Genomic DNA, 19,521 nt, shown 5'->3' with positions numbered 1-19,521 from the left:
CCATTGTGGACGATCAGCGGGCATCGAGGGTACGGAGCGAACGGTCGGCGGCGGTGACCGAGAGCAGCGCGGTGGCGGCCACGGTGAGCACCAGCGCCAGCGTGCCGAGCCCGCCGTCGGTGGCTTCCGCGCCGAACGCCAGCGCGAGCACGCTGGTGGAGGCCAGCGCGCCGATGTACTGGGCGGTGCGGAACAGCCCGGACAGCGTGCCGATCCGGTCGGCGGGCGCCTGCGCGTAGAGGACCGTCTGGTTCGCCACGGTGCTGAGCCCTTGCCCGACACCGAAAAGCAGGCCGATCGCGACCACGAGCCACAGCGCGGTGTTCGACGACAACGTCAGCAGCGCCACCGAGCCGATCACCAGCGCGCCCGCCGTGAGCAGCAGGCGCGCGCGGACGCCGGTGCACAGCCGGGCCCCGAAGGCGGACAGCGCGACGGTGGTGATCGACATCGGCAGCAGCGCGAGGCCGATCGTCGATTCCGGCAGCCGGTAGCCTTCCGCGAGCCACTGCGGATAGCCGTAGAGGAACGCGTAGATCACCAGATAACCGCAGCCCTGCCGGAGATAGGTGGCGGCGAGCGGCCGGTTGCGGGCCAGGGTGCGCAGATCGAGGAACGGGTCCCGCACGCGCAGTTCCCACGCGACCAGCCCGGCGCCCGCGAGCACGCCGGTCAGCAGGAACGGCCACGGCGCCGCGCCCGAGCGGGTCAGGCACAGCAGCAGCGCGGTGAGGGTGAGCGTGAAGAGCCCGATGCCCACCAGGTCGAGCGGCGGCCGCGGCCCGGTGCGCTCGCGTCGTTCGTCCGGCGGCAGCCACTTCCACGCCAGCAGCAGCCCGAGCGCGGCGACCGGCACGTTCACCGCGAACGTCCAGCGCCAGTCGCCGAGGCCCACCAGCAGGCCGCCGAGCGTCGGGCCGACGGCCATGCTCGCCTGGGTGGACGTGGCGAGCGTGGCGAGTGCCCTCCCCGGCACCGGGACGTCCCCGGCGTTCGCCCGCGCGCGGACCATCGCCATCGCCGCCGGGAATCCCGTGGCGGTCCCGAGCCCGAGCAGGATCCTGGCCACGAGCAGGACCTCGAAGGCGGGAGCGAACGTGCCGAGCAGGCCCGCCGCCGCGACGAGCACGAGGCCCGCGGCCAGTACCCGCCGGGCGCCGAGGGTGTCGACCAGCCTGCCCATCACCGGCTGGGCGGTTGCCGTGGTCAGGTACAGCACGGTGACCAGCCACACCGTGTGTCCCGCCCCGACGCCGAGATCCCGGCCGATCGGGACCAGGGTCACCGCGATCATCGACGAGTTGACCGCGTTGAGCAGCGTGCCGATGACCAGCGGGGTGAGGAATTTCGCGTCGAACGCGGTGCCAGGACTGGTCGCCGTGGTCACCGGGCGACCGCCGGCTCACGGGCCGCCGGGACGAAGATGTCGGCGCGGGCGATCACCCTGGCCGACCGGTTGAGGGTGACGCCGGTCAGCCCGCCGTCGCCACCCGTGCTCAGGCTGGCCGAGACGACTCCCGCCGGGGTGCCGATCCGGATCTCCCCGGTCTCCGCGGCGGTGTGGGCGCGGACCGTGCTGCCGGGGACCGTGGCCGCGGCGGCGACCGCGACCATCGAGGTCAGCCCGATCACCGGATGCGGCGCGTGCATGGAGGCCATCCGGACCGAGACGTCGAAGTCCCCGGCCGCGACGCGCGTGCCGCCGGTGGTCGTGTAGTCGGTGGCGGGACCGACGATGCCGAGTTTCGGTACCGCGTGGCTGACCGGACTGTCCGGAGTGGACAGTCCCATCCTGATCGCGGCCGCCCGGCGCAGGCCGAGCAGCCCGGGAAGCCGTTCGGCGAACTCGGCGACGCTCTCCGAGCCGGTCAGGCCCACTGACGGCGCGTCGAGGAGCGCGGCCGGTGCGCCGGCGTCGACCAGGGTCGCCCGCGCGGCTTTTTCACGCGATTCCAGCATGTCGACGGCGCGGCCGGTGGGCAGCAGGCGGCCGCCGACGGGGTTCAGGAACTCCAGGCCCACCGGCACACCGGGCGAGGAGACGCCCGGTACCACCGCGTCGCCGGTGGGGCGGAACCGCGCGCCGGGCGTGGCGACGACCGCGTCGATCCGGGAACCGCTGTTGGTGTTGCGCATGCGCACCCTGGTGCGGTCACCGCGCGGCCGGACCAGCCCGGACTGCACCGCGTACAGCCCGACCGCGGTGGCGCAGTTGCCGCAGTTGCTGCCCCATTCCACCCGTTCGACCCCGACGCCGACCTGCGCGAAGGTGTAGTCGATGTCCACGCCCGGCTCGTAGGAGTGGGCCACGATCGCGGCCTTCGACGTCGTCGAGGTCGCCCCGCCGACGCCGTCGATCTGGCTGTGGTCCTGCGCGCCGAACGCGGCGAGGAGCACGTCCTCGGTCGACGCGCCGCGCCCGTGGATGTCGGCCACGTCGAACAGCCAGCATTTGCTCGTTCCGCCGCGTACCAGGGTCGCCGATACGCCGATGGTTCCTTTTTCTGGGGAGAGCATGCGTTACACCGTCCACAATGGGAAAAGGGAAGGGTTCGTCGACCGCCGCGACATTGGAGCAGGCCACAAGCACAGAGGTACGAAAAGGGGGAGTGGGTGTCTCCCGATGCAGGTAACCGTATCGTAAAAAGTCGACATGGTCAACGTAAGGTGCGCAGCGTAGGGCCATGGTCAAGTGCCTGTGAATCGCGGATGACCACGCCGTGAATAGGCGAATTTCGTGAAATCCGGCAGAGTTCCCGATTTGCCGTGTGACGTTGTCGACAGTGTTAAAAATGTGAAAATAAGGGGATGCGCGTGATGGAGCGGTGTGTTATGGCGACACCTTCGGGTGATTTTCTTGCGGCTTCACTGGGATTTTATCGGGCAAGGAAATGCGGTGTTCAGCGCAGGATGGCGGTGACCAGGGTTTCGGCGAGCCAGGTTTCATAGTCGTCGTAAGACCAGCCGGCTTCGCGGACGAGGCTGTCGAGGATGCCGTCGGTCATCAGCGCGACGGCGATGTCGGTCGCGCGGGGAACGAGGCGCCCGCCGGTTTCCCGGACACGGCCGATGATCATCTCCACGCCGAGCCGGTTGCGGCGCGCGCCTTCCGCGCGCGTGGCCGCGATGTCGGGATCGACGGCCGCGCCCGAATCGAGCATCGCGACGATGTCGCCGCAGCGTTCCTGGACCTGCCTGCTCGCCTTGGCCAGCAGGCGGAGCAGTTCGCCGGGATCATCGAGTTCCGCGGACCGGGCCATCAGTTCGGGCAAGCCCGCTTCGTCGTCGAGGAGATCGACGAGCCCGGTGAGGACGCCGGCCTTGGAGCCGTAGTGCGCGTAGATGGTCTGCGGTACGACGCCGGCTTCCTGGGCGAGGCGGCGGATCGAGGTGCGGGCGTAGCCGTGTTCGGCGAAGAGCCTGCGTGCCGCGGTGAGGATCGCGCGCAGGGTCAGTGCCTCGCGCCGGTCCCGCAAGCGGACGAGGCCGGGCAGATCGGATGTCATGTACACTCCAACTTAGAACATCGTTCTAACAGCTAGACCGCCATACTAAGTTAGGATAACGATGACTGCTGAGGAGATCATCACCGGGCTGGAGCGCGCGTGGAACGCCGGTGACGGGGCCGCGTGGGGTGCGTATTTCGCCGAGGATGCGGACTTCGTGGACGTCGTGGGGCGTGTGCAGCGCGGCAGAAAGGTGATCGCGGAGGAACACCAGAAGATCTTCGACACGATCTACCGGGGGAGCAGGCTCGAGATCCGGCAGCTGGACGTCCGGCCGATCGGCGCGGACGCGCTGGTGCTGCACACGACGTCGAAACTGCGGGTGCCCGGCGGGCCGAGGGAAGGGGAATGGGCGGCCATCCAGACGAAGATCGTCCGGGACGGCCGGATCGTCGCGTTCCACAACACGATGCTGGCCGACCTCGCGGAGTTCACGCACCGGGATGCGGAACTGGCGGCCCGCTCGCCGTTGGAGTGGAAGGAATAACGGGCCCGGCCGGTCGGCGGCGGGTCACGGACAGTCGCCTGCCGTCATCCGGTCGGGAAAGAAGCAGTCTCGAAGGAGTTTTGCGCGGACCGGGGAAATCACCCCAGAGCCAAGGGGAATAGGCCGAATCGGGAACGAAATCGGCGCTTCCGGATTTAGCTGAGTGAACCGCGGCCGAGCTCCTTGTCGGGCCGCATGGCTGCTACTAGCGTTGGCCGAGGTAGGCACCGAACCCGGTGGTCAGGGCCGGAATCCCGGCCCGGCCACGCAATTACCCGAGCCTGGAAAACCTCGTCAGCCGAATCCCCGCATACGAAGGAAACCGCGGATGCTGCCTGTGTTCCGATCCACGGTGCCGGAAGCAGCCGTCCGTTCTGCCGACGTCACCGCCCGAGAAGGAGCCCATCCGGATGACCTCCATCGACCAGCCCGTGCTGCGCACCCCCTATCAGCGGTCGGTCGCGGACTACTGGAACAACGAGAAGAACGCCGTCAACCTCCGGCTCGGCGACATCGACCACCTCTATCACCACCATTACGGCATAGGCGACTACGACGCCGCCGTGCTCGAGGCGCCGGCGGCGCAGCGTGACGACGCCATCATCGCCGAAATGCACCGGCTGGAGACCGCGCAGGCCCAGGTCCTGCTCGACTACCTCGGCGACATCGCGCCCACCGACCGGCTGCTCGACGCCGGCTGCGGCCGCGGCGGGAGCAGCATCATGGCGAACCAGCGGTTCGGCTGCCAGGTCGACGGGGTGTCGATTTCCCAGCAGCAGGTCGATTTCGCCAATGCGGAGGCGGAGCGGCGTGGCGTCGCGGATCAGGTGCGGTATCACCTGCGCAACATGCTGGACACCGGGTTCGACACGGGCGCGTTCAGGGGCATCTGGAACAACGAGAGCACGATGTACGTCGACCTGTTCGACCTGTTCGCCGAACACGCCCGCCAGCTCGCGCCGGGCGGCCGCTACGTCACCATCACCGGGTGCTACAACGACGTCACCGGCGGCCGGTCGCGGGCGGTGAGCCAGATCGACCAGCACTACATCTGCAACATCCATGCCAGGAGCCAGTATTTCAAGGCGCTCGCGGCCAATGGTTTCGTGCCCATCAGCGTCGTGGACCTGACCGCGGCGACGATTCCCTATTGGGAGTTGCGCGCGCGGTCCTCGGTCACCACCGGAATCGAGGAGGCGTTCCTCACCGCTTACCGGGAAGGCAGCTTCCACTACCTGCTCATCGCCGCGGACCGCGTCTGACCGCGCGGCGGGCGCCCGGCTGACGAGGAGAAGGGAACACGATGGTCGACACAGTCCCCGTGGCAGGATCGGGCGCGGTGGGTGCGCGTCCCGGTCGTCCGTCCATTCCGGACAGTCCGGTGAGTACCGGCGGCGCGGCGGGGGCGTCGGTGTTCCGGACCGGGCCGACGGGGCTCGGCACCGCGGCGGCCCGGCTCTTCACCGCGGCAGGCGAGAGCGGTGCGGCTCCGCCTGCCGCGGCCCCGCCCGACTCGCCTGCCGTGGCCCCGCCTGCTCCGCCTGCCGCGGCGAGCCTGCCGGACGTGGTGGCGCAGCTCGGGCTCTCCGGGCTGGGCACCTCCGCCGCCGGCCTCACGCCCGAGCGTGCTCCCGCGCCCGGGCACGACCCGGTGTACATCGAACGGCCTTGGGGCGACGGGACGGCGTCGCCGCTCTACTGCCCCGTGGTGGAGCGGATCAACGAGCCGCTGGCCGAGGAGGTCCAGCGGCGGCTGGACGAATGGGCGGAGGACTGCGGGTATACCGGCGACGGGCTGGAGCAGATCCGCCGCTCCCAGCTCGGGCGGCTGGTCATGCTCGCGCATTCCGGTTCGGAGGACCCGGACCTGCTGTTGATCGCGGCGCAGCTGAACGCGGCCTGGTGGGCCGCCGACGACTACTACGCCGACGACAGTTCCCTGGGCGCGACGCCGACGAGTCTTCCTCCGCGCCTGGCGATGGCGATGGCGGCCATGGACCCGGTGGCCCCGGCCGGGGAATTCTCCGCTCCGCTCGACGAGGCGTTACGGTCGGACCCGATCCTGGTGTCGCTGCGTTCCGGCATCGACCACCTGCTCCGGCACGGTTCGCCCGTGCAGGCCCAGCGCGTCTGCTACTCGACGTTCGCGATGTTCGTCAGCTGGTGCGCGTACGCCGCGTGGCGCCACACGGCCGACTACCCGGAGGCGTGGAAGTACCTGGCGACCCGGCAGCACGACAGTTTCTACACGTCCATGACCCTGGTGGACGTCGTGGACGGGTACGAACTGCCCGCGCACTTCTACTACGACCCCCGGGTCCGCCGGATGATGATGCAGGCGGGTACCGCGTCGGTGATGGTGAACGACCTGTTCTCGGTCGCCAAGGACGCCGCGGACGAGAACCCGGTCTGCAACATGGTCCTGCAGATCGCCGAGGACCGGAAGTGCTCGATCGAGGAAGCGACGGAGGTGACCATCGGCCTGCACAACCAGTTCGTCCACGATTTCGAGGACGGCCATCGTGAGCTGGCGGTGGTGCCGTCCCCGGAACTGCATCGGTTCCTCAAGGGAGTGCGGGCGTGGATGGGCGGCGGCGTCGAATGGCACGCTACCAACCCGCGGTACCAGTCCTGACGCATCGGACGCTGTGTCGGGGCGGTATGCCGTTGACTTGTCCTTTGTGGACTTTGGTGGGGTGAAGGGGTCCTTCGGTGCTGGGAGCGCCATGAAGGACCCCTTCACTGCCTTCGGTGTGACCTGTGCGTCGCCTGTTGGGATTTCTGATCGGGGAGAGTCGCGCGTAAGCCGTTATGTGGCAAGGGAAACGCGAGCGCTTGACGCTGGTGGTCGCGTAGCTGCATCGGCAGGCGGCGGGCGTTGCTTTGGTTGCGGGATGCGCTGGGGATCGTGTCCAGTCTTGTGGCGCGGGTGTGGTGCGTCGGCTGGTGTGCAGTCGGTGGCATACTGGCAGGTCTCTCGGATCAGCCTCGGCGCAGTGGTTCGGACTGGTGCGTCAGCAGATACGCCGTCGGCGCAAGCGATGCTCGGTCACTACGATGAAGGCTCGTGGACAAGGATCTTGTCCGAGGACTCCAGTGGAGACAACCTCGCTCCGGCCCGCTCGTGGTCGAAATTTCCTGCGCCGCAACGGCTTCGGCGGAGGATTGCCGGACCGCAACCGCTCGATCTCCGCGCGGCCCGATCAGTTTGCCATTCGACGAACAGATTGCCTCCCATCCGTCGTGGCATCGTAAAACCCTTATATAGCAAGGAAAAGTGCGCTCCGCAGGTTCACCCGATCGATAGCACACATGTTCGATCGGGCGGGGTAGAGTGGTGTTGTGGCCGTCGAGAGCAGCACCCAGGCATCGCGCACCGAGTGGTGGCGCGAGGATGTCGGCTGCCTGCTGGACAGGCTCCTGGAGTCCGAGTGCGTGCAGCGGCGTGAGGCTGCGGTGCAGGGCGAGGTCATGGCCGAGCTCGAACGGCGCGGGATACGCGATACCACCGGCTACGGCAGTCTCGTTCGGCTGTTGCAGGAGACGCTGAACATCCCGTATGCCGAGGCGAAAGCTCGCGCGGCACGGGCGCTGGCGCTCAATGGCACCCGCGACCTGACTTCCGGTGAGCAGCCGCCGCAGGCTCCGGCGACCGCACAGGCTGCTGCCGAGGGTGCGGTGGGGGCCGCGCAGATCGATGAGATCCTGCGGGTGCTGGACAAGCTTCCCAAGACCGTGTCGGTGGAGGATCGGGAGCAGGCGGAGAAAATCCTCGCCGAACTCGCCCGCTCTGCCGGGCCCCGGGAGGTCCGGGCCGCCGGACGACGCCTGTTGAGTCAGCTCGATCCAGACGGGAAAGAGCCGAAAACCCGGGATCCGAAGCCGTTCCAGCCGGAGTTCTCGATCGCTCCGCACCGGGATGGCGGGCATCAGATCAAAGCCCGCGTCGACGATGAGACTTCCGCGCGCCTGCAAGCGATGCTGGATCCGCTGGCGAAGCCACGGCCTGCCACTGAGGAAGACGGGCGCGACACGCGCACTCAGTGGGAGCGGCGGGGCTGCGCGTTCTCCGAGTTGGTGCGGATGTGGGCCGAACACCCCGATCTGCCCACCCAAGCTGGGGAAGCCACCCACATCGTCGTGACAGTCAGCCTGGAAGAGCTACGGTCCGGGATCGGACAGGCCACCCTCGATCTACTCGGGGAGATCACCGCAGCCGAAGCACGACGACTCGCCTGCGACGCCAAAATCATCCCCATGATCCTCGGCTCCCACAGCGAACCCCTCGACGTCGGCCGCGCCCAACGCCTCGCCACCCCCGCCATCCGCCGAGCACTCATCCGCCGCGACGGCGGCTGCGCCTTCCCGGGGTGCGATGCGCCCGCTTACCGTTGTACGGCGCATCATGTGGTGTATTGGGCACATCATGGTGAGACCAAAGTGGACAATCTCGTGCTCGTATGTTCCGTCCACCACAAGCTCATCCACCATTCTGAATGGGAAGTCCGGATCGCCAGCGACGGACTCCCGGAGTTCGTGCCGCCTGCCTGGCTTGACGCCACCCGCACACCCCGACGCAACACCATCCACCTTCGAACCTGAGCTGCCTTAAGTCAAGCGCTCGGGCCTATCCCGTGATCGGTTTCCGGCGTTGATCATGGCACTTCATCGCAGCCTGCTCGGTCGGGGAGTGCCCGCGTGCGCGGATCGCCCGCAGGTGGCGGGCGTTCGGCGATTCGATCGCGTTAGCGGAGCAGATCATCGTCCGTATCTCGACGTTGTAGCCGAGGAACGGCGTGAGCTCGTCGAAAACCTTGCGCCACGAACGAACCACTGCTCGATGCTGCGCGCCTCATTTCCCTTCGAACTTCGGTGGGACCGTTGCTCACGTTCGTCGACTCACGATCGGGGCCGGGCCGCAGCCCGGCGTGTCGGGCCGGAACACCGATCTGGGAACAGTTCCATCCCCTGCCGTGGCGGTACTGTCGCGCCATGAGTGATTTCGAGGAGGAGCTTCGTGCGCAGGCCGACGAGGTGCGGCAGACCCGGAGCCGTGAGCGTCAGGTGATCGACGAGGTCATGGCGAAGCTGCCGGAGCACCGGGCGGTCTGGAGAAGCCAGGCCGCCTCGTTCGCGAGAGTGGCCGCCGAGATCGGCATGGTCCCGTGGAGTATCTCGGGGAAACGGACGGTGAAGAAACGCTTGGGCAGGCTGGCGACTGAGACCTGCCGGGTGGATGTTCTCTTTTCCGCAGGTGGTGTGGCCATCACCGTCGAGGGAGAGTTGGTCGAAGTCGGCCACGACTGGCCGTCTCGGTTCCCGCGGTTCCTGGAGGACGACGAGTTCGGTACACAACTGATGTCGGAACTGTTGTACCGGGACTATCCCGCCGCCAGGCAGGCGCGACCCGAGGAAATGGTCGGTATCCGGCGGGATTCCGTCGTGTGCGTCTGCTGCGTTACTCCGGCCGGTGAGCTGGTCGTGGTGGATGGTTACGACTCGGAGTACACGACGTTCGAGCACCGGCTGAAGGACCGTATCCGCACCGCGTCACGCTGAGTGATCGATTGTGCTACCTCTCGTTGGCGACACCGAACGGTACGTGCACGCAGGGCACAATCAGACAAGCAGGATCAAGGTGCCTGCTTTGATCGTCGAAAAATATGTGGGGCTTCAATATGCCCAGCACCGATACCTTCTCTACTCCCCCTAGGAAGAAAGCGTTGTCGACGGTCACTCCCCATGACTTGAGGCTCAAAACTGCGCGCTCATGTGATGGTGCGCTACGTGCTGTCACTATCGATACGCGTACGCGAAGTTTGTAACTTTCGTCCGATGCTCGACGTGCTTCCTCGAGTTGCTGAATCCTGTTGACGTTGAGCAAGAAACCATGTAGAGGTCCGGCAGAGTGTGGCTCCACCAGGTTGGCGGATTCATGTGAGTGAAACTCTTCCAGAGTGCTGCTCTGCATGATGCGCTCGGATTTGTCGTCGGCTAGTACTCCGTCGAAGTCGAAGGCGACGCGGAGTTCTTCGGCCTCGTCGTCAACGAAGGAGCCGTTGAGTACGCGCCCCGCCGGCAGCCCGCACGCGATCGCTTCGCGAACGTCACGTTCGTTGGCAGACAAGAAGAGGGACATGTTGAGTGCCCTCATGAACCGGTAGGGCGATTCGCCTCGTGTGAAGATCGCCCTGGTGATCGACAGGTTGTGGTCGGCTATTGACCTCATGACGCGCAGTCCGGTATCCGGTGCATTGCGTGATAGGATGATCACTTTCACCAGTGGGTCGTTCTGCTCGCTGAGATCGTTAAGCGAGAGAAGGCGCTTGATGAACGGAAAAGCCACGCCCCTGTCGAGGGGGTCGTCAAGTCTGTCTTCTTGATACCTGCGATAGGCTTCTTCTCCTTCGGCGTGAAGTACCGCATCGGATTCGCTAAGGTCGAATAATGCGCTTGAGGCGATGCCGACAACGAGTCGGCCGTCGAGTTTGTAAGGCATTGGTGCTGTCCGGTTCTTCCTTGTGACGGGTGATCTACGACTTCGGTAAGATCCATGTCGGCGTTGCGACCGATGGTCAATTGCCACATCTTGGTGTCCAAACCGTAATGGGAAGGTTGTGTTTACCGTGGGCACGGTGTTCCCGGGTGGGCTGAGACGACCTCGTCCAGAGTGAACGCTCTGTCGTGATGTCCGAATTCCGCCAGTGTCCGCTCCCGCCCGCACGCAGACTGGTGGCAGGAAAGAGAAGTGCCACACGAAAGGAGTCGTCGGCGATGACCGTTTACACGACGACGGACAGTCCGCTGGGGGAGCTGTTGCTGGTGGGGGAGGAGTCCGGCACCGCGCCGGGCGGCGTCGCCATCGCGTCGCTTTCGATGCCGGGGCAGAAGAACGCGCCCGCGGTGCGGCCGGAGTGGCGGCGCGACGACGCCGCGTTCGCCGAGGCGGTCCGCCAGATCCGGGCGTTCTTCGCCGGGGAGCTGACGGAGTTCGACCTCGAGTTCACCACCACCGGGTCCGGGTTCCAGCAGCGGATCTGGCAGGAGGTGGCGGCCATTCCGTTCGGGTCCACCACGACCTACGGCGAGCTTGCCGAGCGCCTCGGCCTGCCCCGTGAGCGGGTGCGGGCGGTGGGGGCCGCGGTCGGGGCGAACCCGGTGCTGCTGATGCGGCCCTGTCATCGCGTGATCGGCGCGGACGGCGGTATGCGGGGGTACGCCGGTGGTGTCGAGCGCAAGGTCCGGCTGCTCGCCCACGAGGGCGTCGCGCTGGCCGTCTGAGACACCGAAGATTCCGGAGAACATCGATGCCTGTCAAGACTGACACGATCGCCCGGCGAGTCGGCAAGGCCGACTGGGGGCGGCTGGCCGGGGAGCTGGACGAGTACGGGTGCGCGCTCACCCCGCGGCTGCTCACGCCCGCCGAATGCGCGGACATCGCGGGGCTCTACGAGCGAGCCGAACTGTTCCGGACGACCGTCGACATGGCCCGTCACCGGTTCGGTTCGGGCGAGTACCGGTACTTCACCCATGAGCTGCCCGAGCCGGTCGCCGCGCTGCGTGCCGCGCTCTACCCTCGGTTGCTGCCGATCGCGCGGGACTGGGCCGAGCGGCTCGGCAGGCCCGCGCCGTGGCCGGACGGCCTCGAGGAATGGGTGGCCGACTGCCACCGGGCGGGGCAGGACCGTTCCGCGCAGATTCTGTTGCGGTACACCGAAGGCGACTGGAACGCGCTGCACCGCGACGTGTTCGGCGACATGCTGTTCCCGCTCCAGGTGGTGATCGGGCTCGACGAGTACGGCACCGACTACACCGGCGGGGAGTTCCTGCTCGTCGAACAGCGGCCGCGCGCCCAGTCCCGGGGCACCACCACCGCGCTCCAGCAGGGCCACGGACTGATTTTCACCACCCGTGACCGGCCGGTGGCCACGAAACGCGGTTGGTCGGCGGGCGTCATGCGGCACGGTGTCAGTGTCGTCCGGTCCGGGCGCCGCCACGCGCTCGGCCTCGTCTTCCACGACGCCGCCTGATCCGGTGTACGTGCTGATCGGGCCGGACGGGCGGGGCTACCGCAGCGCGACGCCCGGCACGCTCGGCGGCCATCGCCGCGGACGGTTGTACGGGCGGCTCGACTGCCCGTCGGCCCTGCGTGCGCTGGCCCGCGGTCACTACGCCGCGAACCGGGTCTTCTTCCCGGACGAGGCCACCGCGATCGCGGCAGGCTACCGGCCGTGCGCGGTCTGTCTTCCCGAACGGTATGCCCGGTGGAAGGAACAACGGAAAACCTTATGACACAAGGATTTCGCTCACCGCTGATCCCCGCCGCGGACGTGGCCGAGTACGGCGGTGTGTCCTCGCCCGCTTCGCACACCGATGCCGAACTCGCCGCGCTCGCCGGGTTGCTGACGCGGCCCCGGCCGAGGATCGAGACCGTGACGATCGGGCACAGCCGAGACGACGTCTCGCGCTCGACGGCCGCCGCGTTCGCGGTCGCTTGGCGGGCCCGGGGCGGGACAGTGCTCGCGGTGGCCGATTGGCCGGAAACCGCGGCCTCGTGGCTGCGGCCCGCGCAGCGGCTCACCGCGGAAAACCCGGACGCGTGGGTGTTCGCCGCCGCGCCGCTCGGCTTCGCCCAGCTCGCCCGGAGGCTGCGGCACAGCACCGGCTGGGACCCGGCTCGGAGCTTCGCGTTCGCCGCACTGCGGGATTCCCGGGTCCCGGCGCTCGCCGGAGACGACGTCCTGCACGGCCTGCGGGGCGCGAGCGCGGACGGCGCCACGTGGGAGGTGCGGCACCGCTGGGTCGTCAGCTATCCGCCGGTGTCGTCGTCGCGTCGCGCCACCACACGGTAGGCGTTGGACCAGCCGCGTTTCCGGCCGAACGGCGCGCTGAGCCGGTCGAGCAGCGCGGCCAGCACGAAGACCGGGACGCACGCCACGAACGCGGCCTTGCGCAGGATCCGCCGCGGCCTGCCGGGCGGTGCGGGCCGCCAGGCGAGGTCCTCGCCGCCGATCGTCAGCGCGTTGACCGCCATCACCGACGCGGCCAGCACGTCGATCGCGGCGTGGGGTTCGCCGCGTTGTTCGGCGATCACGGTGAAGCCCCGCGCGGCCAGCTCGGTGCGCAGGTTGCCGATCGGGATCAGGTTGAGATGCTGGGGCTGCAGCCAGGGCAGCCACCAGCGGCCGAGCACCTTCGCCCACCGGCATTCCGGGTCGGGCAGTTCGATCGCCAGCAGCCCGCCCGGCCGCAGCGCCGTGCGCGCCGCCGTCAGTTCGCGCTTCGGATCCGGGGTGTGTTCCAGGTAGTGGTACATGCTGACCACGTCGTACCGGCCGCCGAGCTCGCCGGCCAGGTCCACGAAGGAGCCGCGGTGGGCGGTGCGGACCCAGCCCTTCCGCTGCGCCACTTCCACCCCGTCGCTGAGGTCGAGACCGTCGAACTTGGTGCCGAGCAACAGGTCCCCGGCCTCGCGGCAGAAATGACCGTGCCCCATGCCGACGTCGAGCCACTCCCCGGGCTCGCCGAAGCCGCGGACCAGCTCGGCCCGCGAGCGGTAGCCCGCCCGGTTGCCCTCGAACATCCCGCTCATGGACTTCTCGCCGAGCCCGTCGTAGCAATCCCGGTAGTAGAACTCGAGCCCGGCCGGGGTGAGCCGGGGATTCTGGAAGGTGTGCCCGCAGTCGCGGCAGCCGTCGAGCACGAATCGCCCCGGCTTGTGCTGCAGCAGGTCGGTCGTGCGCAACCGGGTCCGCAGCGCCGCCGAGCCGCACCACGGGCACGAGGCACGCCGGGGTTCGAAGAACCGGTCCACGCCTTCGGCCAGATCGGCGAGATAGCCGGGACGGCGCGCGGCGACCTGGACCGCCGGGGAGTCGTTCTCGATCATGGGCGCGGATGGTAACGCTTTCCGCGCCGTGCGTCACCGTGTGGCGGCAAGGCGGTGGTGAACCGGATCGCCGTCGCGTCCGTATAGGAGGTGAGGTGCGGGTTCAGAGGTGGAGGACGTCATGATCGGATGGGTGTTGCGGATCGTCGTCGCGGTCGCGCTGCTCGGCTCGGCCGGGGTGCACTATTTCCTGTGGACGCAGGGGTACCCCGGCGTCATCGGCCCGTTGTTCCTGCTGAACGCGGTCGGCGGGCTGGTGCTGGCGATCGCGGTGCTGGCGTGGCGGCATTGGCTGCCCGCGCTCGGCGCGTTCGGGTTCGGGGCGCTGACGCTCGGTTCGTACGTGCTCGCGGCGACCGTGGGATTCCTCGGCCAGCACGACCAGTTCACCAGCCAGCCCGAATACTGGGGCGTGATCACCGAAGCCGTCTGCATCATCGGGGGTGTCGCGCTGATGGCGCGCGGCCGCGAAGCCCGCTGAGCGATCGTCCCGGCGAGTGGCACAGTAGTCGCTTGTGGACGATGTCAAGCTGATCAGTTCCCTCCGTGCCACCCGGTTCTTCCGCGACGAGCCGGTGGCACGCGCGGACATCGAGGCGATGGTCGAGGTGGCGCGGTGGACGGGTTCCGCGCGGAACCGTCAGCCGTGGTGCTTCGTGGCGGTGAGCGACCGGCGCACGCGTGAGCGGCTGTCCCGGCTGGGTCAGTACGCGGGATTGCTCGCGGCCGCGCCCGCCGTGCTGATCCTGCTGTCCGACGCGGAAGCGGGCGCGGACACCGAGTTCGATCTCGGCCGGATCTGCCAGTCGCTCCTGCTCGCCGCGCACAGCCGGTCGCTGGGGACCTGCCCGGTCACGCTGTACCCGGAGGCGAACGCGGTCGAGGCCGCCCGGCTGGTCGGGCGTCCGGCGCCGTGGCGGGCCGGGCACGCGATCGCGCTGGGGCGGCCCGCCGTGGCGCCTCCGGGCCGGTCGGCGATCCCGTCCGGCCGCAAGCCGGTCGCCGAACTGCTCACCCACTTCGAGCCGTCCGCACGCTGACGCCGTTCGAGACCGGCCGTCACGGGGAAGCGACGCCGATCGGCAGCGTGGCGGCCATGCCCCAGGCGTGCCTGCCGTCGAGACGTTCCATGCCGAGTCCCCATTCGCCGGCGAGCCGGGCCAGTTCGCGTGCCGCGTGTTCCAGCGCCGGGGAACCGGTGGCCGCGATGCGCACCGCGGCGTCGGTCCTGGCGACGGCCGCGCCGGCCGGACGGTGTGCGGTGACCGCGACGGTGACGGCGGCCTGCGGGACGGCGGCGAGCAGCCAGCGCACCATCTGCGGGGCGACCGCCGGGGACAGCTCCGCCCAGCCGTCGAGCCGGAACGTCGCCTGCGTGACCGGGCCGCTGTGCCAGCCCCGCCAGTCCTCGCGGACCTGTCCCCGGCCGGCGGTGACGTGGGCGAGCGAGGCCAGCGTGCCCAGCACCTCGTGCTCGGCCAGCGCACGCGCGGGCAGGCCGGCCCGGCGGAGCTGGCGCTGCACCCGCCGGAGGGCGTTCCGGAGCGTTCGCCGGACATCGGCGTCGTGGTGCACGTCGACCGTGCGCAAGGCCTGCAGCGTCACCCACACCCGCGGCGGGCGGTCCCTGCTGATCCCGGCGTGGTGGACGACCTGCGCGGCGATCGCCTGCGCCTGTTCGTGCGGTGGGGGGAGCAGGGATTCGGGGGCGGGCATCGCCTTCGTCAGATCCCGCACGGCCGATTTCGGTTGCAGCACAGCGGTGATCCCGGCGGCGCGGCTGAGCAGGAACGCGCCGTCCTCGTCGGTGCTGCCGGCGGCCTCCGGCGAGATCAGGCGCAGCAGCGCCCGGCCGGCCTCGCTCTCGCTCCGCAGATCGCGGACCCGGTCGCGCAGCAGGTAGCCCGAGCCCACCGCGAGCCAGGCGTACAACCAGCGACCGCGGAACCGGACGGCGGTCAGCGTCACGACGATCGCGGCCAGGACGACGACCGCGGCGAGCACGGGCCACGGCCTGCCCAGCGCCAGTACGAGCGCGACCAGGACGAGCTGCCAGCTGACGAGCTGGGCGACCCCGATCCCGATCCCGCCCGGCCTGCCGGCGCCGCGAGTGTCGCCGGACTTCGGCGGCGCGGCCGCTTTCCGCGGTCCGGCGGCGGGAGGCGCGGGCGCCGCGATCGGTGTCGCGACGCGTGCTTGTGGTTGCCGTGCCGCGGACAACGCCACGCGCGCCGCTTCGCGCGCTGCGGCCCGCGAGGCCGAGTCCGCGACGGCGATCGTGCCGTAGGCGGTACCCGGCTGGACGGACATGGCATGGTGCGGCGGGGGAGCGGGCACGCCACCTCGCCGGTCTGCCCTGGCCGCGCCCGGTTCGGTCGCCGCGCCGAGATCAGTCACTGTGCCGCCTCCTCGTCCGGTCACCGGCCAGCGTCCACGGCGGACATGAGGTTTCGATGACAGCGTTCGACGGCTGGGGCGTTTCATCAAAATTTCATGGTCGGTCATTAGCGTCAGCCGCTATGGACCGTTCCCGGGGCGTGACGGCGAACGCCACCGATCCGAAAACCGCCGCCCGTCGCGGGTTCAGCGCCGTGGTGCGCACCCGCCTGGCGATCGCGCTGCTGGTCACCGCGTGCCTGGTGCTGATCGGGGTGGCCGTCTCCGGCCGGGCGCCGATGCCTGCCGGCCTGCAGTTCGTCCAGGTCGGGCACTGGGTGTACAGCAGCGAACTGCAGTCCGCGCTGCACATCGACGGCGGGACCAGCCAGGTGGACGCGCGCGCGAGCGTGCCGGGGGCCGAGCAGGGCAGCCAGGTCGCCCAGGGGGAGCGGTCCGGCTACGTGGTCGAGCGGTCGCGGATCACGATGTTCGACAAGTCGACGCTGAGCGTCGAGAACACCGCCACGCCGCCCGCCACCGAGACCCCGGCGGTGCTGGAGGCCGTGGGCGGCCCGTACCTGGTCTATCGCAACGCCGGCCAGATCGTCCGGCTCGGCGACCCGACGGCGACCGTCCCGGCGGGCGGCCCGCTGACTCCGCCGATCGTGACCTCCGCCGGAACCCTGTGGGTGCACCGGATCGACAACGGCTCGGTGTGCGAACTGCCGCGTGGCGCGACCCGGCTGGCGTGCCCCGCGCAGCTGCCGCCGGGACACAGCGGGCTGCTCGCGCTCGTCGACGACCAGCCGGTGCTGCTCGACATCACGGCGGACACGCTGAGCGTGATCGGCAAGGACGGGCTCGGCGAACCGGTCGGCATTGGCGTCAAGCTGCCGCCCTCGGCCCAGGTGGCGAACACCTCCGTCGACGGGCGGCTGGCCGTCGCCGATCCCGAGCGCAACCAGCTGCACCTGATCGACACCGCCGGGCTGGCCGGCAAGCGGCCGGCGGGCAAACCGGTTTCGATCGAGCTGCCCAAGGACGGCCGGTTCGCCGGCCCGGTCGCCACCTCGCACGTCGTCGCCATGGTCGACGAGACCCGCAACGAGGTGCGGACCTACGACAGCACCGGCTCCCTGAAGAGCACGAAGAAGGTGCCCGGCAAGGGTGACCGGGCGCGGCTGGCACACGGCGAGGACAACCGGATCTACGTCGACAGCGCGGACGGCTCGCACGTCCTGGTCGTCAACGGGGACAACGGATCGGTCGTCGAGGTGGCCGTCGATGAACAGGCCAGGAACCAGACCACGAGCGCCGCGCCACCCGCGTCGCAACCGGCGGACAATCCCCAGCCGCCCTCGGCGCAGCCACCCGCCTCGCCTCCGCCGTCGAGGCAGTCCGCTCCGCCGGTCGCGGCAGCGACGCCGCCGGGTGCGCCGAGAAACGTCAGTGCCTCCGCGGGGAACGGCGCCGCCACCGTTTCGTGGGGCGCCGCGCCCGAAAACGGCGCGCGGATCACCGCCTATCACCTGTCCTGGCCGGGCGGGTCGACGACGGTCGGCGGATCGGCGCGCAGCGCCACGGTGAACGGGCTGACCGCCGGGACGTCCTACACGATCACCGTGGTCGCGGAGAACTCGGCGGGCCGAGGGGCCGGTGCGGGTGCCAAGGTGCTGATCCAGGGACCCCCGGCCGGGGCGCCGAGCGTCACCGTGAACGCCAAGCTCGGCGGCCAGGTCTCGGCGAGCTGGTCCGAGCCGGATCTGCACGGCGCGACGTTGCTGCACTACGTCGTCAGCGCGACGGGGAAGGGCGATCAGCAGGTGTCCGGTACGTCCGTCGACTTCTCCGGCATGACCGGCGCGGTCACCGTCACGGTCCGCGCGGTCACCAAGTACGGCTCGGGCCCGGCGCTCACCGGTGCCTCCGGGCGGGGGAGCGCCACGGTCCCGGCGGCACCGCCGACGGTGAAGATCACCCACGTCCAAGGCAAGGGTGCGCCCGAGCAGCAGATCATCGTCACCGTGAACGCTACCTCCAACGGCGCGCCCGCGAAGTGCACGGCGACCGTGTTCAACTCGACCACGTCCCCGGTCCCGTGCAGCGGCACCACGAACATCACCATTTCGAATGCCTACTGGGTCGGTGCCGTCGGAATCGACGTCACCATCACGTCGTCGGCGGGCACCGGCACGGACCACTGGCAGGGCACGCCCGCCTTCCTGGTCGTACTTGGGCCGCTCGCCCTGCTGGGAACGCGCCGCGCCATCAAGAATGCCGGAAAAGACAAGGCGAAGAAGGAAAAGTGACACCGACTCCCAAGGCCGCTTACGAGCTGATCGCGGAAAACGTCCAGACGGTGGTGCGGGGCAAGCCGGAGCTTGTCCGGCTCGCCGTGGCGGCACTGTTCGCCGAAGGCCATCTGCTGATCGAGGACGTGCCAGGGGTCGGGAAGACGACCATGGCGCGGTGCATCGCGGCCAGCATCGGCGGCCGGTGGAGCCGGATCCAGTTCACCCCGGACCTGCTGCCCGGCGACATCACCGGCGTGATGGTGTACCACCAGAACGCCGAGCGGTTTCAGTTCCACCCCGGCGGGATCTTCGCCAACGTGGTGCTCGCCGACGAGATCAACCGGGGCACGCCGAAAACGCAGTCGGCGCTGCTGGAGGTGATGGCCGAGCGGCGGGTGACCGTCGACGCGGTCAGCCAGGACGTGCCGCGGCCGTTCTTCGTGGTGGCGACGCAGAACCCGATCGAACTGGAGGGCACCTACCGGCTGCCCGAGGCCCAGCTGGACCGCTTCCTGATGCGGCTGTCGGTCGGCTATCCGGACCACGACGCCGAAATGCGGGTCGTGATGGGGGACTGCGCCGGGGTGACCCCGGACGAACTGCGGCCGGTGATCGACCTCGGCGCCGTGCAGCAGGTGATCACCGAGGTGCGGAAATCCCATCTGGCGCCGGAAATCGTGTCCTACGCGGTCCGGCTGGCGGCGGCGAGCCGGCTGCATCCCGCCGTCCGCTACGGGGCGAGCCCGCGCGGGAGCATCGCGCTGATCCGCGCGGCGCAGGCGCTGGCCGCCACCCACGGCCGCGACTTCGTCACGCCCGACGACGTCAAGGACGTGACGCATCCGGTGCTCGGGCACCGGCTGGTGCTCACCCCTGACGCGGAGCTGAACCAGCGGCAGACCAGCGAGGTCGTGGACGAACTGCTGGCCGACACGCCCGCCCCGGCGGCAGCGGCGGGGAGGTAGC

At 69.3% G+C, this 19,521-nt stretch carries 19 protein-coding genes and 1 pseudogene; 13 read left to right on the top strand and 7 right to left on the bottom strand.

Annotation, left to right across the window (positions count from 1 at the left end):
- Positions 1–13: 13 nt before the first annotated feature.
- From ACFWX1_RS01120 to ACFWX1_RS01110, 3 genes are all read right to left on the bottom strand, one after another.
- Entirely contained in the window at positions 14–1,387 is a 1,374-nt protein-coding gene (locus tag ACFWX1_RS01120; protein WP_378382772.1) for an MFS transporter, read from the bottom strand.
- Positions 1,384–2,517, bottom strand: coding sequence for a PrpF domain-containing protein (locus ACFWX1_RS01115; RefSeq protein ID WP_378382771.1), 1,134 nt, complete (start codon positions 2,515–2,517; stop codon positions 1,384–1,386). Before ACFWX1_RS01115 ends, ACFWX1_RS01120 begins: the two co-directional genes overlap by 4 nt.
- 383 nt (positions 2,518–2,900) lie before the next feature.
- Positions 2,901–3,506, bottom strand: a complete 606-nt coding sequence (locus ACFWX1_RS01110; RefSeq protein WP_378382770.1) for a TetR/AcrR family transcriptional regulator — start codon at positions 3,504–3,506, stop codon at positions 2,901–2,903.
- Positions 3,507–3,567: 61 nt separating this feature from the next.
- Here ACFWX1_RS01110 and ACFWX1_RS01105 point away from each other — a divergent pair, with 61 nt between their 5' ends.
- The 4 genes from ACFWX1_RS01105 to ACFWX1_RS01090 all read left to right on the top strand — a co-directional run bounded on the left by ACFWX1_RS01105 (position 3,568) and on the right by ACFWX1_RS01090 (position 8,595).
- Positions 3,568–3,993 carry an SgcJ/EcaC family oxidoreductase gene (locus ACFWX1_RS01105; protein WP_378382769.1) on the top strand — a complete coding sequence of 142 codons (426 nt, stop codon included), beginning with the start codon at positions 3,568–3,570 and terminating at the stop codon, positions 3,991–3,993.
- A 410-nt stretch (positions 3,994–4,403) separates the two neighbouring features.
- A complete protein-coding gene (locus tag ACFWX1_RS01100) occupies positions 4,404–5,255 on the top strand; it encodes a geranyl diphosphate 2-C-methyltransferase (RefSeq protein WP_378382768.1) in 852 nt (283 codons plus the stop codon).
- A gap of 41 nt (positions 5,256–5,296) precedes the next feature.
- Positions 5,297–6,628 (top strand): family 2 encapsulin nanocompartment cargo protein terpene cyclase, encoded by a 1,332-nt coding sequence (locus tag ACFWX1_RS01095; protein WP_378382767.1) that lies wholly within the window; start codon positions 5,297–5,299, stop codon positions 6,626–6,628.
- A 707-nt stretch (positions 6,629–7,335) separates the two neighbouring features.
- Entirely contained in the window at positions 7,336–8,595 is a 1,260-nt protein-coding gene (locus ACFWX1_RS01090; protein WP_378382766.1) for a DUF222 domain-containing protein, read from the top strand.
- Between the two features lie 58 nt (positions 8,596–8,653).
- Here the strand turns inward: ACFWX1_RS01090 and ACFWX1_RS01085 are convergent.
- Positions 8,654–8,845 (bottom strand): annotated as a pseudogene (locus tag ACFWX1_RS01085) (transposase); the annotation flags it as partial.
- A gap of 140 nt (positions 8,846–8,985) precedes the next feature.
- Here ACFWX1_RS01085 and ACFWX1_RS01080 point away from each other — a divergent pair.
- Entirely contained in the window at positions 8,986–9,552 is a 567-nt protein-coding gene (locus ACFWX1_RS01080) for a hypothetical protein (protein ID WP_378382765.1), read from the top strand.
- 13 nt (positions 9,553–9,565) lie between these two features.
- Here the strand turns inward: ACFWX1_RS01080 and ACFWX1_RS01075 are convergent, their stop codons facing one another.
- Positions 9,566–10,492 (bottom strand): 5'-nucleotidase, encoded by a 927-nt coding sequence (locus ACFWX1_RS01075; protein ID WP_378382764.1) that lies wholly within the window; start codon positions 10,490–10,492, stop codon positions 9,566–9,568.
- 275 nt (positions 10,493–10,767) lie between these two features.
- Here ACFWX1_RS01075 and ACFWX1_RS01070 point away from each other — a divergent pair, with 275 nt between their 5' ends.
- The 4 genes from ACFWX1_RS01070 to ACFWX1_RS01055 are packed head-to-tail and all read left to right on the top strand — an operon-like array spanning position 10,768 to position 12,845.
- On the top strand, positions 10,768–11,274 hold the full coding sequence (locus ACFWX1_RS01070; RefSeq protein ID WP_378382763.1) for a methylated-DNA--[protein]-cysteine S-methyltransferase: 507 nt from the start codon (positions 10,768–10,770) through the stop codon (positions 11,272–11,274).
- 26 nt (positions 11,275–11,300) lie between these two features.
- Positions 11,301–12,023: a 2OG-Fe(II) oxygenase gene (locus tag ACFWX1_RS01065; protein WP_378382762.1), complete on the top strand. Its 723-nt coding sequence runs from the start codon at positions 11,301–11,303 to the stop codon at positions 12,021–12,023.
- A gap of 4 nt (positions 12,024–12,027) precedes the next feature.
- On the top strand, positions 12,028–12,285 hold the full coding sequence (locus tag ACFWX1_RS01060; RefSeq protein ID WP_378382761.1) for an Ada metal-binding domain-containing protein: 258 nt from the start codon (positions 12,028–12,030) through the stop codon (positions 12,283–12,285).
- Positions 12,282–12,845: a hypothetical protein gene (locus tag ACFWX1_RS01055; protein ID WP_378382760.1), complete on the top strand. Its 564-nt coding sequence runs from the start codon at positions 12,282–12,284 to the stop codon at positions 12,843–12,845. Before ACFWX1_RS01060 ends, ACFWX1_RS01055 begins: the two co-directional genes overlap by 4 nt.
- Here ACFWX1_RS01055 and ACFWX1_RS01050 read toward each other — a convergent pair.
- Complete coding sequence (locus ACFWX1_RS01050) at positions 12,803–13,882, bottom strand: class I SAM-dependent methyltransferase (protein WP_378382759.1); 1,080 nt, start codon at positions 13,880–13,882, stop codon at positions 12,803–12,805. The two genes, ACFWX1_RS01055 and ACFWX1_RS01050, sit on opposite strands and share 43 nt — an antisense overlap.
- A gap of 121 nt (positions 13,883–14,003) precedes the next feature.
- Between ACFWX1_RS01050 and ACFWX1_RS01045 the strand changes: the two genes are divergently transcribed.
- Both ACFWX1_RS01045 and ACFWX1_RS01040 read left to right on the top strand, forming a co-directional pair.
- On the top strand, positions 14,004–14,363 hold the full coding sequence (locus ACFWX1_RS01045; protein WP_378382758.1) for a hypothetical protein: 360 nt from the start codon (positions 14,004–14,006) through the stop codon (positions 14,361–14,363).
- A 34-nt stretch (positions 14,364–14,397) separates the two neighbouring features.
- Complete coding sequence (locus ACFWX1_RS01040; RefSeq protein ID WP_378382757.1) at positions 14,398–14,922, top strand: nitroreductase family protein; 525 nt, start codon at positions 14,398–14,400, stop codon at positions 14,920–14,922.
- Positions 14,923–14,941: 19 nt separating this feature from the next.
- Here ACFWX1_RS01040 and ACFWX1_RS01035 read toward each other — a convergent pair whose 3' ends face one another.
- Positions 14,942–16,279 (bottom strand): type VII secretion protein EccE, encoded by a 1,338-nt coding sequence (locus tag ACFWX1_RS01035; RefSeq protein ID WP_378382756.1) that lies wholly within the window; start codon positions 16,277–16,279, stop codon positions 14,942–14,944.
- 122 nt (positions 16,280–16,401) lie between these two features.
- Between ACFWX1_RS01035 and ACFWX1_RS01030 the strand changes: the two genes are divergently transcribed.
- Both ACFWX1_RS01030 and ACFWX1_RS01025 read left to right on the top strand, forming a co-directional pair.
- A complete protein-coding gene (locus tag ACFWX1_RS01030; RefSeq protein ID WP_378382755.1) occupies positions 16,402–18,570 on the top strand; it encodes a fibronectin type III domain-containing protein in 2,169 nt (722 codons plus the stop codon).
- Complete coding sequence (locus ACFWX1_RS01025; RefSeq protein ID WP_378382754.1) at positions 18,567–19,520, top strand: AAA family ATPase; 954 nt, start codon at positions 18,567–18,569, stop codon at positions 19,518–19,520. Before ACFWX1_RS01030 ends, ACFWX1_RS01025 begins: the two co-directional genes overlap by 4 nt.
- Position 19,521 lies beyond the last annotated feature (1 nt).

Source organism: Amycolatopsis sp. NPDC059021 (genome assembly GCF_042739895.1).
Lineage (GTDB): Bacteria > Actinomycetota > Actinomycetes > Mycobacteriales > Pseudonocardiaceae > Amycolatopsis.
The sequence above is the reverse complement of the archived record's forward strand: the minus strand, read 5'-3'. Positions and strand labels throughout refer to the sequence as shown.

Coding starts and splice junctions, on each gene's coding strand:
- ACFWX1_RS01115 (WP_378382771.1), bottom strand. CDS start 2,517: ATGCTCTCCCCAGAAAAAGGAACCATCGGCGTATCGGCGACCCTGGTA.
- ACFWX1_RS01110 (WP_378382770.1), bottom strand. CDS start 3,506: ATGACATCCGATCTGCCCGGCCTCGTCCGCTTGCGGGACCGGCGCGAG.
- ACFWX1_RS01105 (WP_378382769.1), top strand. CDS start 3,568: ATGACTGCTGAGGAGATCATCACCGGGCTGGAGCGCGCGTGGAACGCC.
- ACFWX1_RS01100 (WP_378382768.1), top strand. CDS start 4,404: ATGACCTCCATCGACCAGCCCGTGCTGCGCACCCCCTATCAGCGGTCG.
- ACFWX1_RS01095 (WP_378382767.1), top strand. CDS start 5,297: ATGGTCGACACAGTCCCCGTGGCAGGATCGGGCGCGGTGGGTGCGCGT.
- ACFWX1_RS01080 (WP_378382765.1), top strand. CDS start 8,986: ATGAGTGATTTCGAGGAGGAGCTTCGTGCGCAGGCCGACGAGGTGCGG.
- ACFWX1_RS01075 (WP_378382764.1), bottom strand. CDS start 10,492: ATGCCTTACAAACTCGACGGCCGACTCGTTGTCGGCATCGCCTCAAGC.
- ACFWX1_RS01070 (WP_378382763.1), top strand. CDS start 10,768: ATGACCGTTTACACGACGACGGACAGTCCGCTGGGGGAGCTGTTGCTG.
- ACFWX1_RS01065 (WP_378382762.1), top strand. CDS start 11,301: ATGCCTGTCAAGACTGACACGATCGCCCGGCGAGTCGGCAAGGCCGAC.
- ACFWX1_RS01055 (WP_378382760.1), top strand. CDS start 12,282: ATGACACAAGGATTTCGCTCACCGCTGATCCCCGCCGCGGACGTGGCC.
- ACFWX1_RS01050 (WP_378382759.1), bottom strand. CDS start 13,882: ATGATCGAGAACGACTCCCCGGCGGTCCAGGTCGCCGCGCGCCGTCCC.
- ACFWX1_RS01045 (WP_378382758.1), top strand. CDS start 14,004: ATGATCGGATGGGTGTTGCGGATCGTCGTCGCGGTCGCGCTGCTCGGC.
- ACFWX1_RS01030 (WP_378382755.1), top strand. CDS start 16,402: ATGGACCGTTCCCGGGGCGTGACGGCGAACGCCACCGATCCGAAAACC.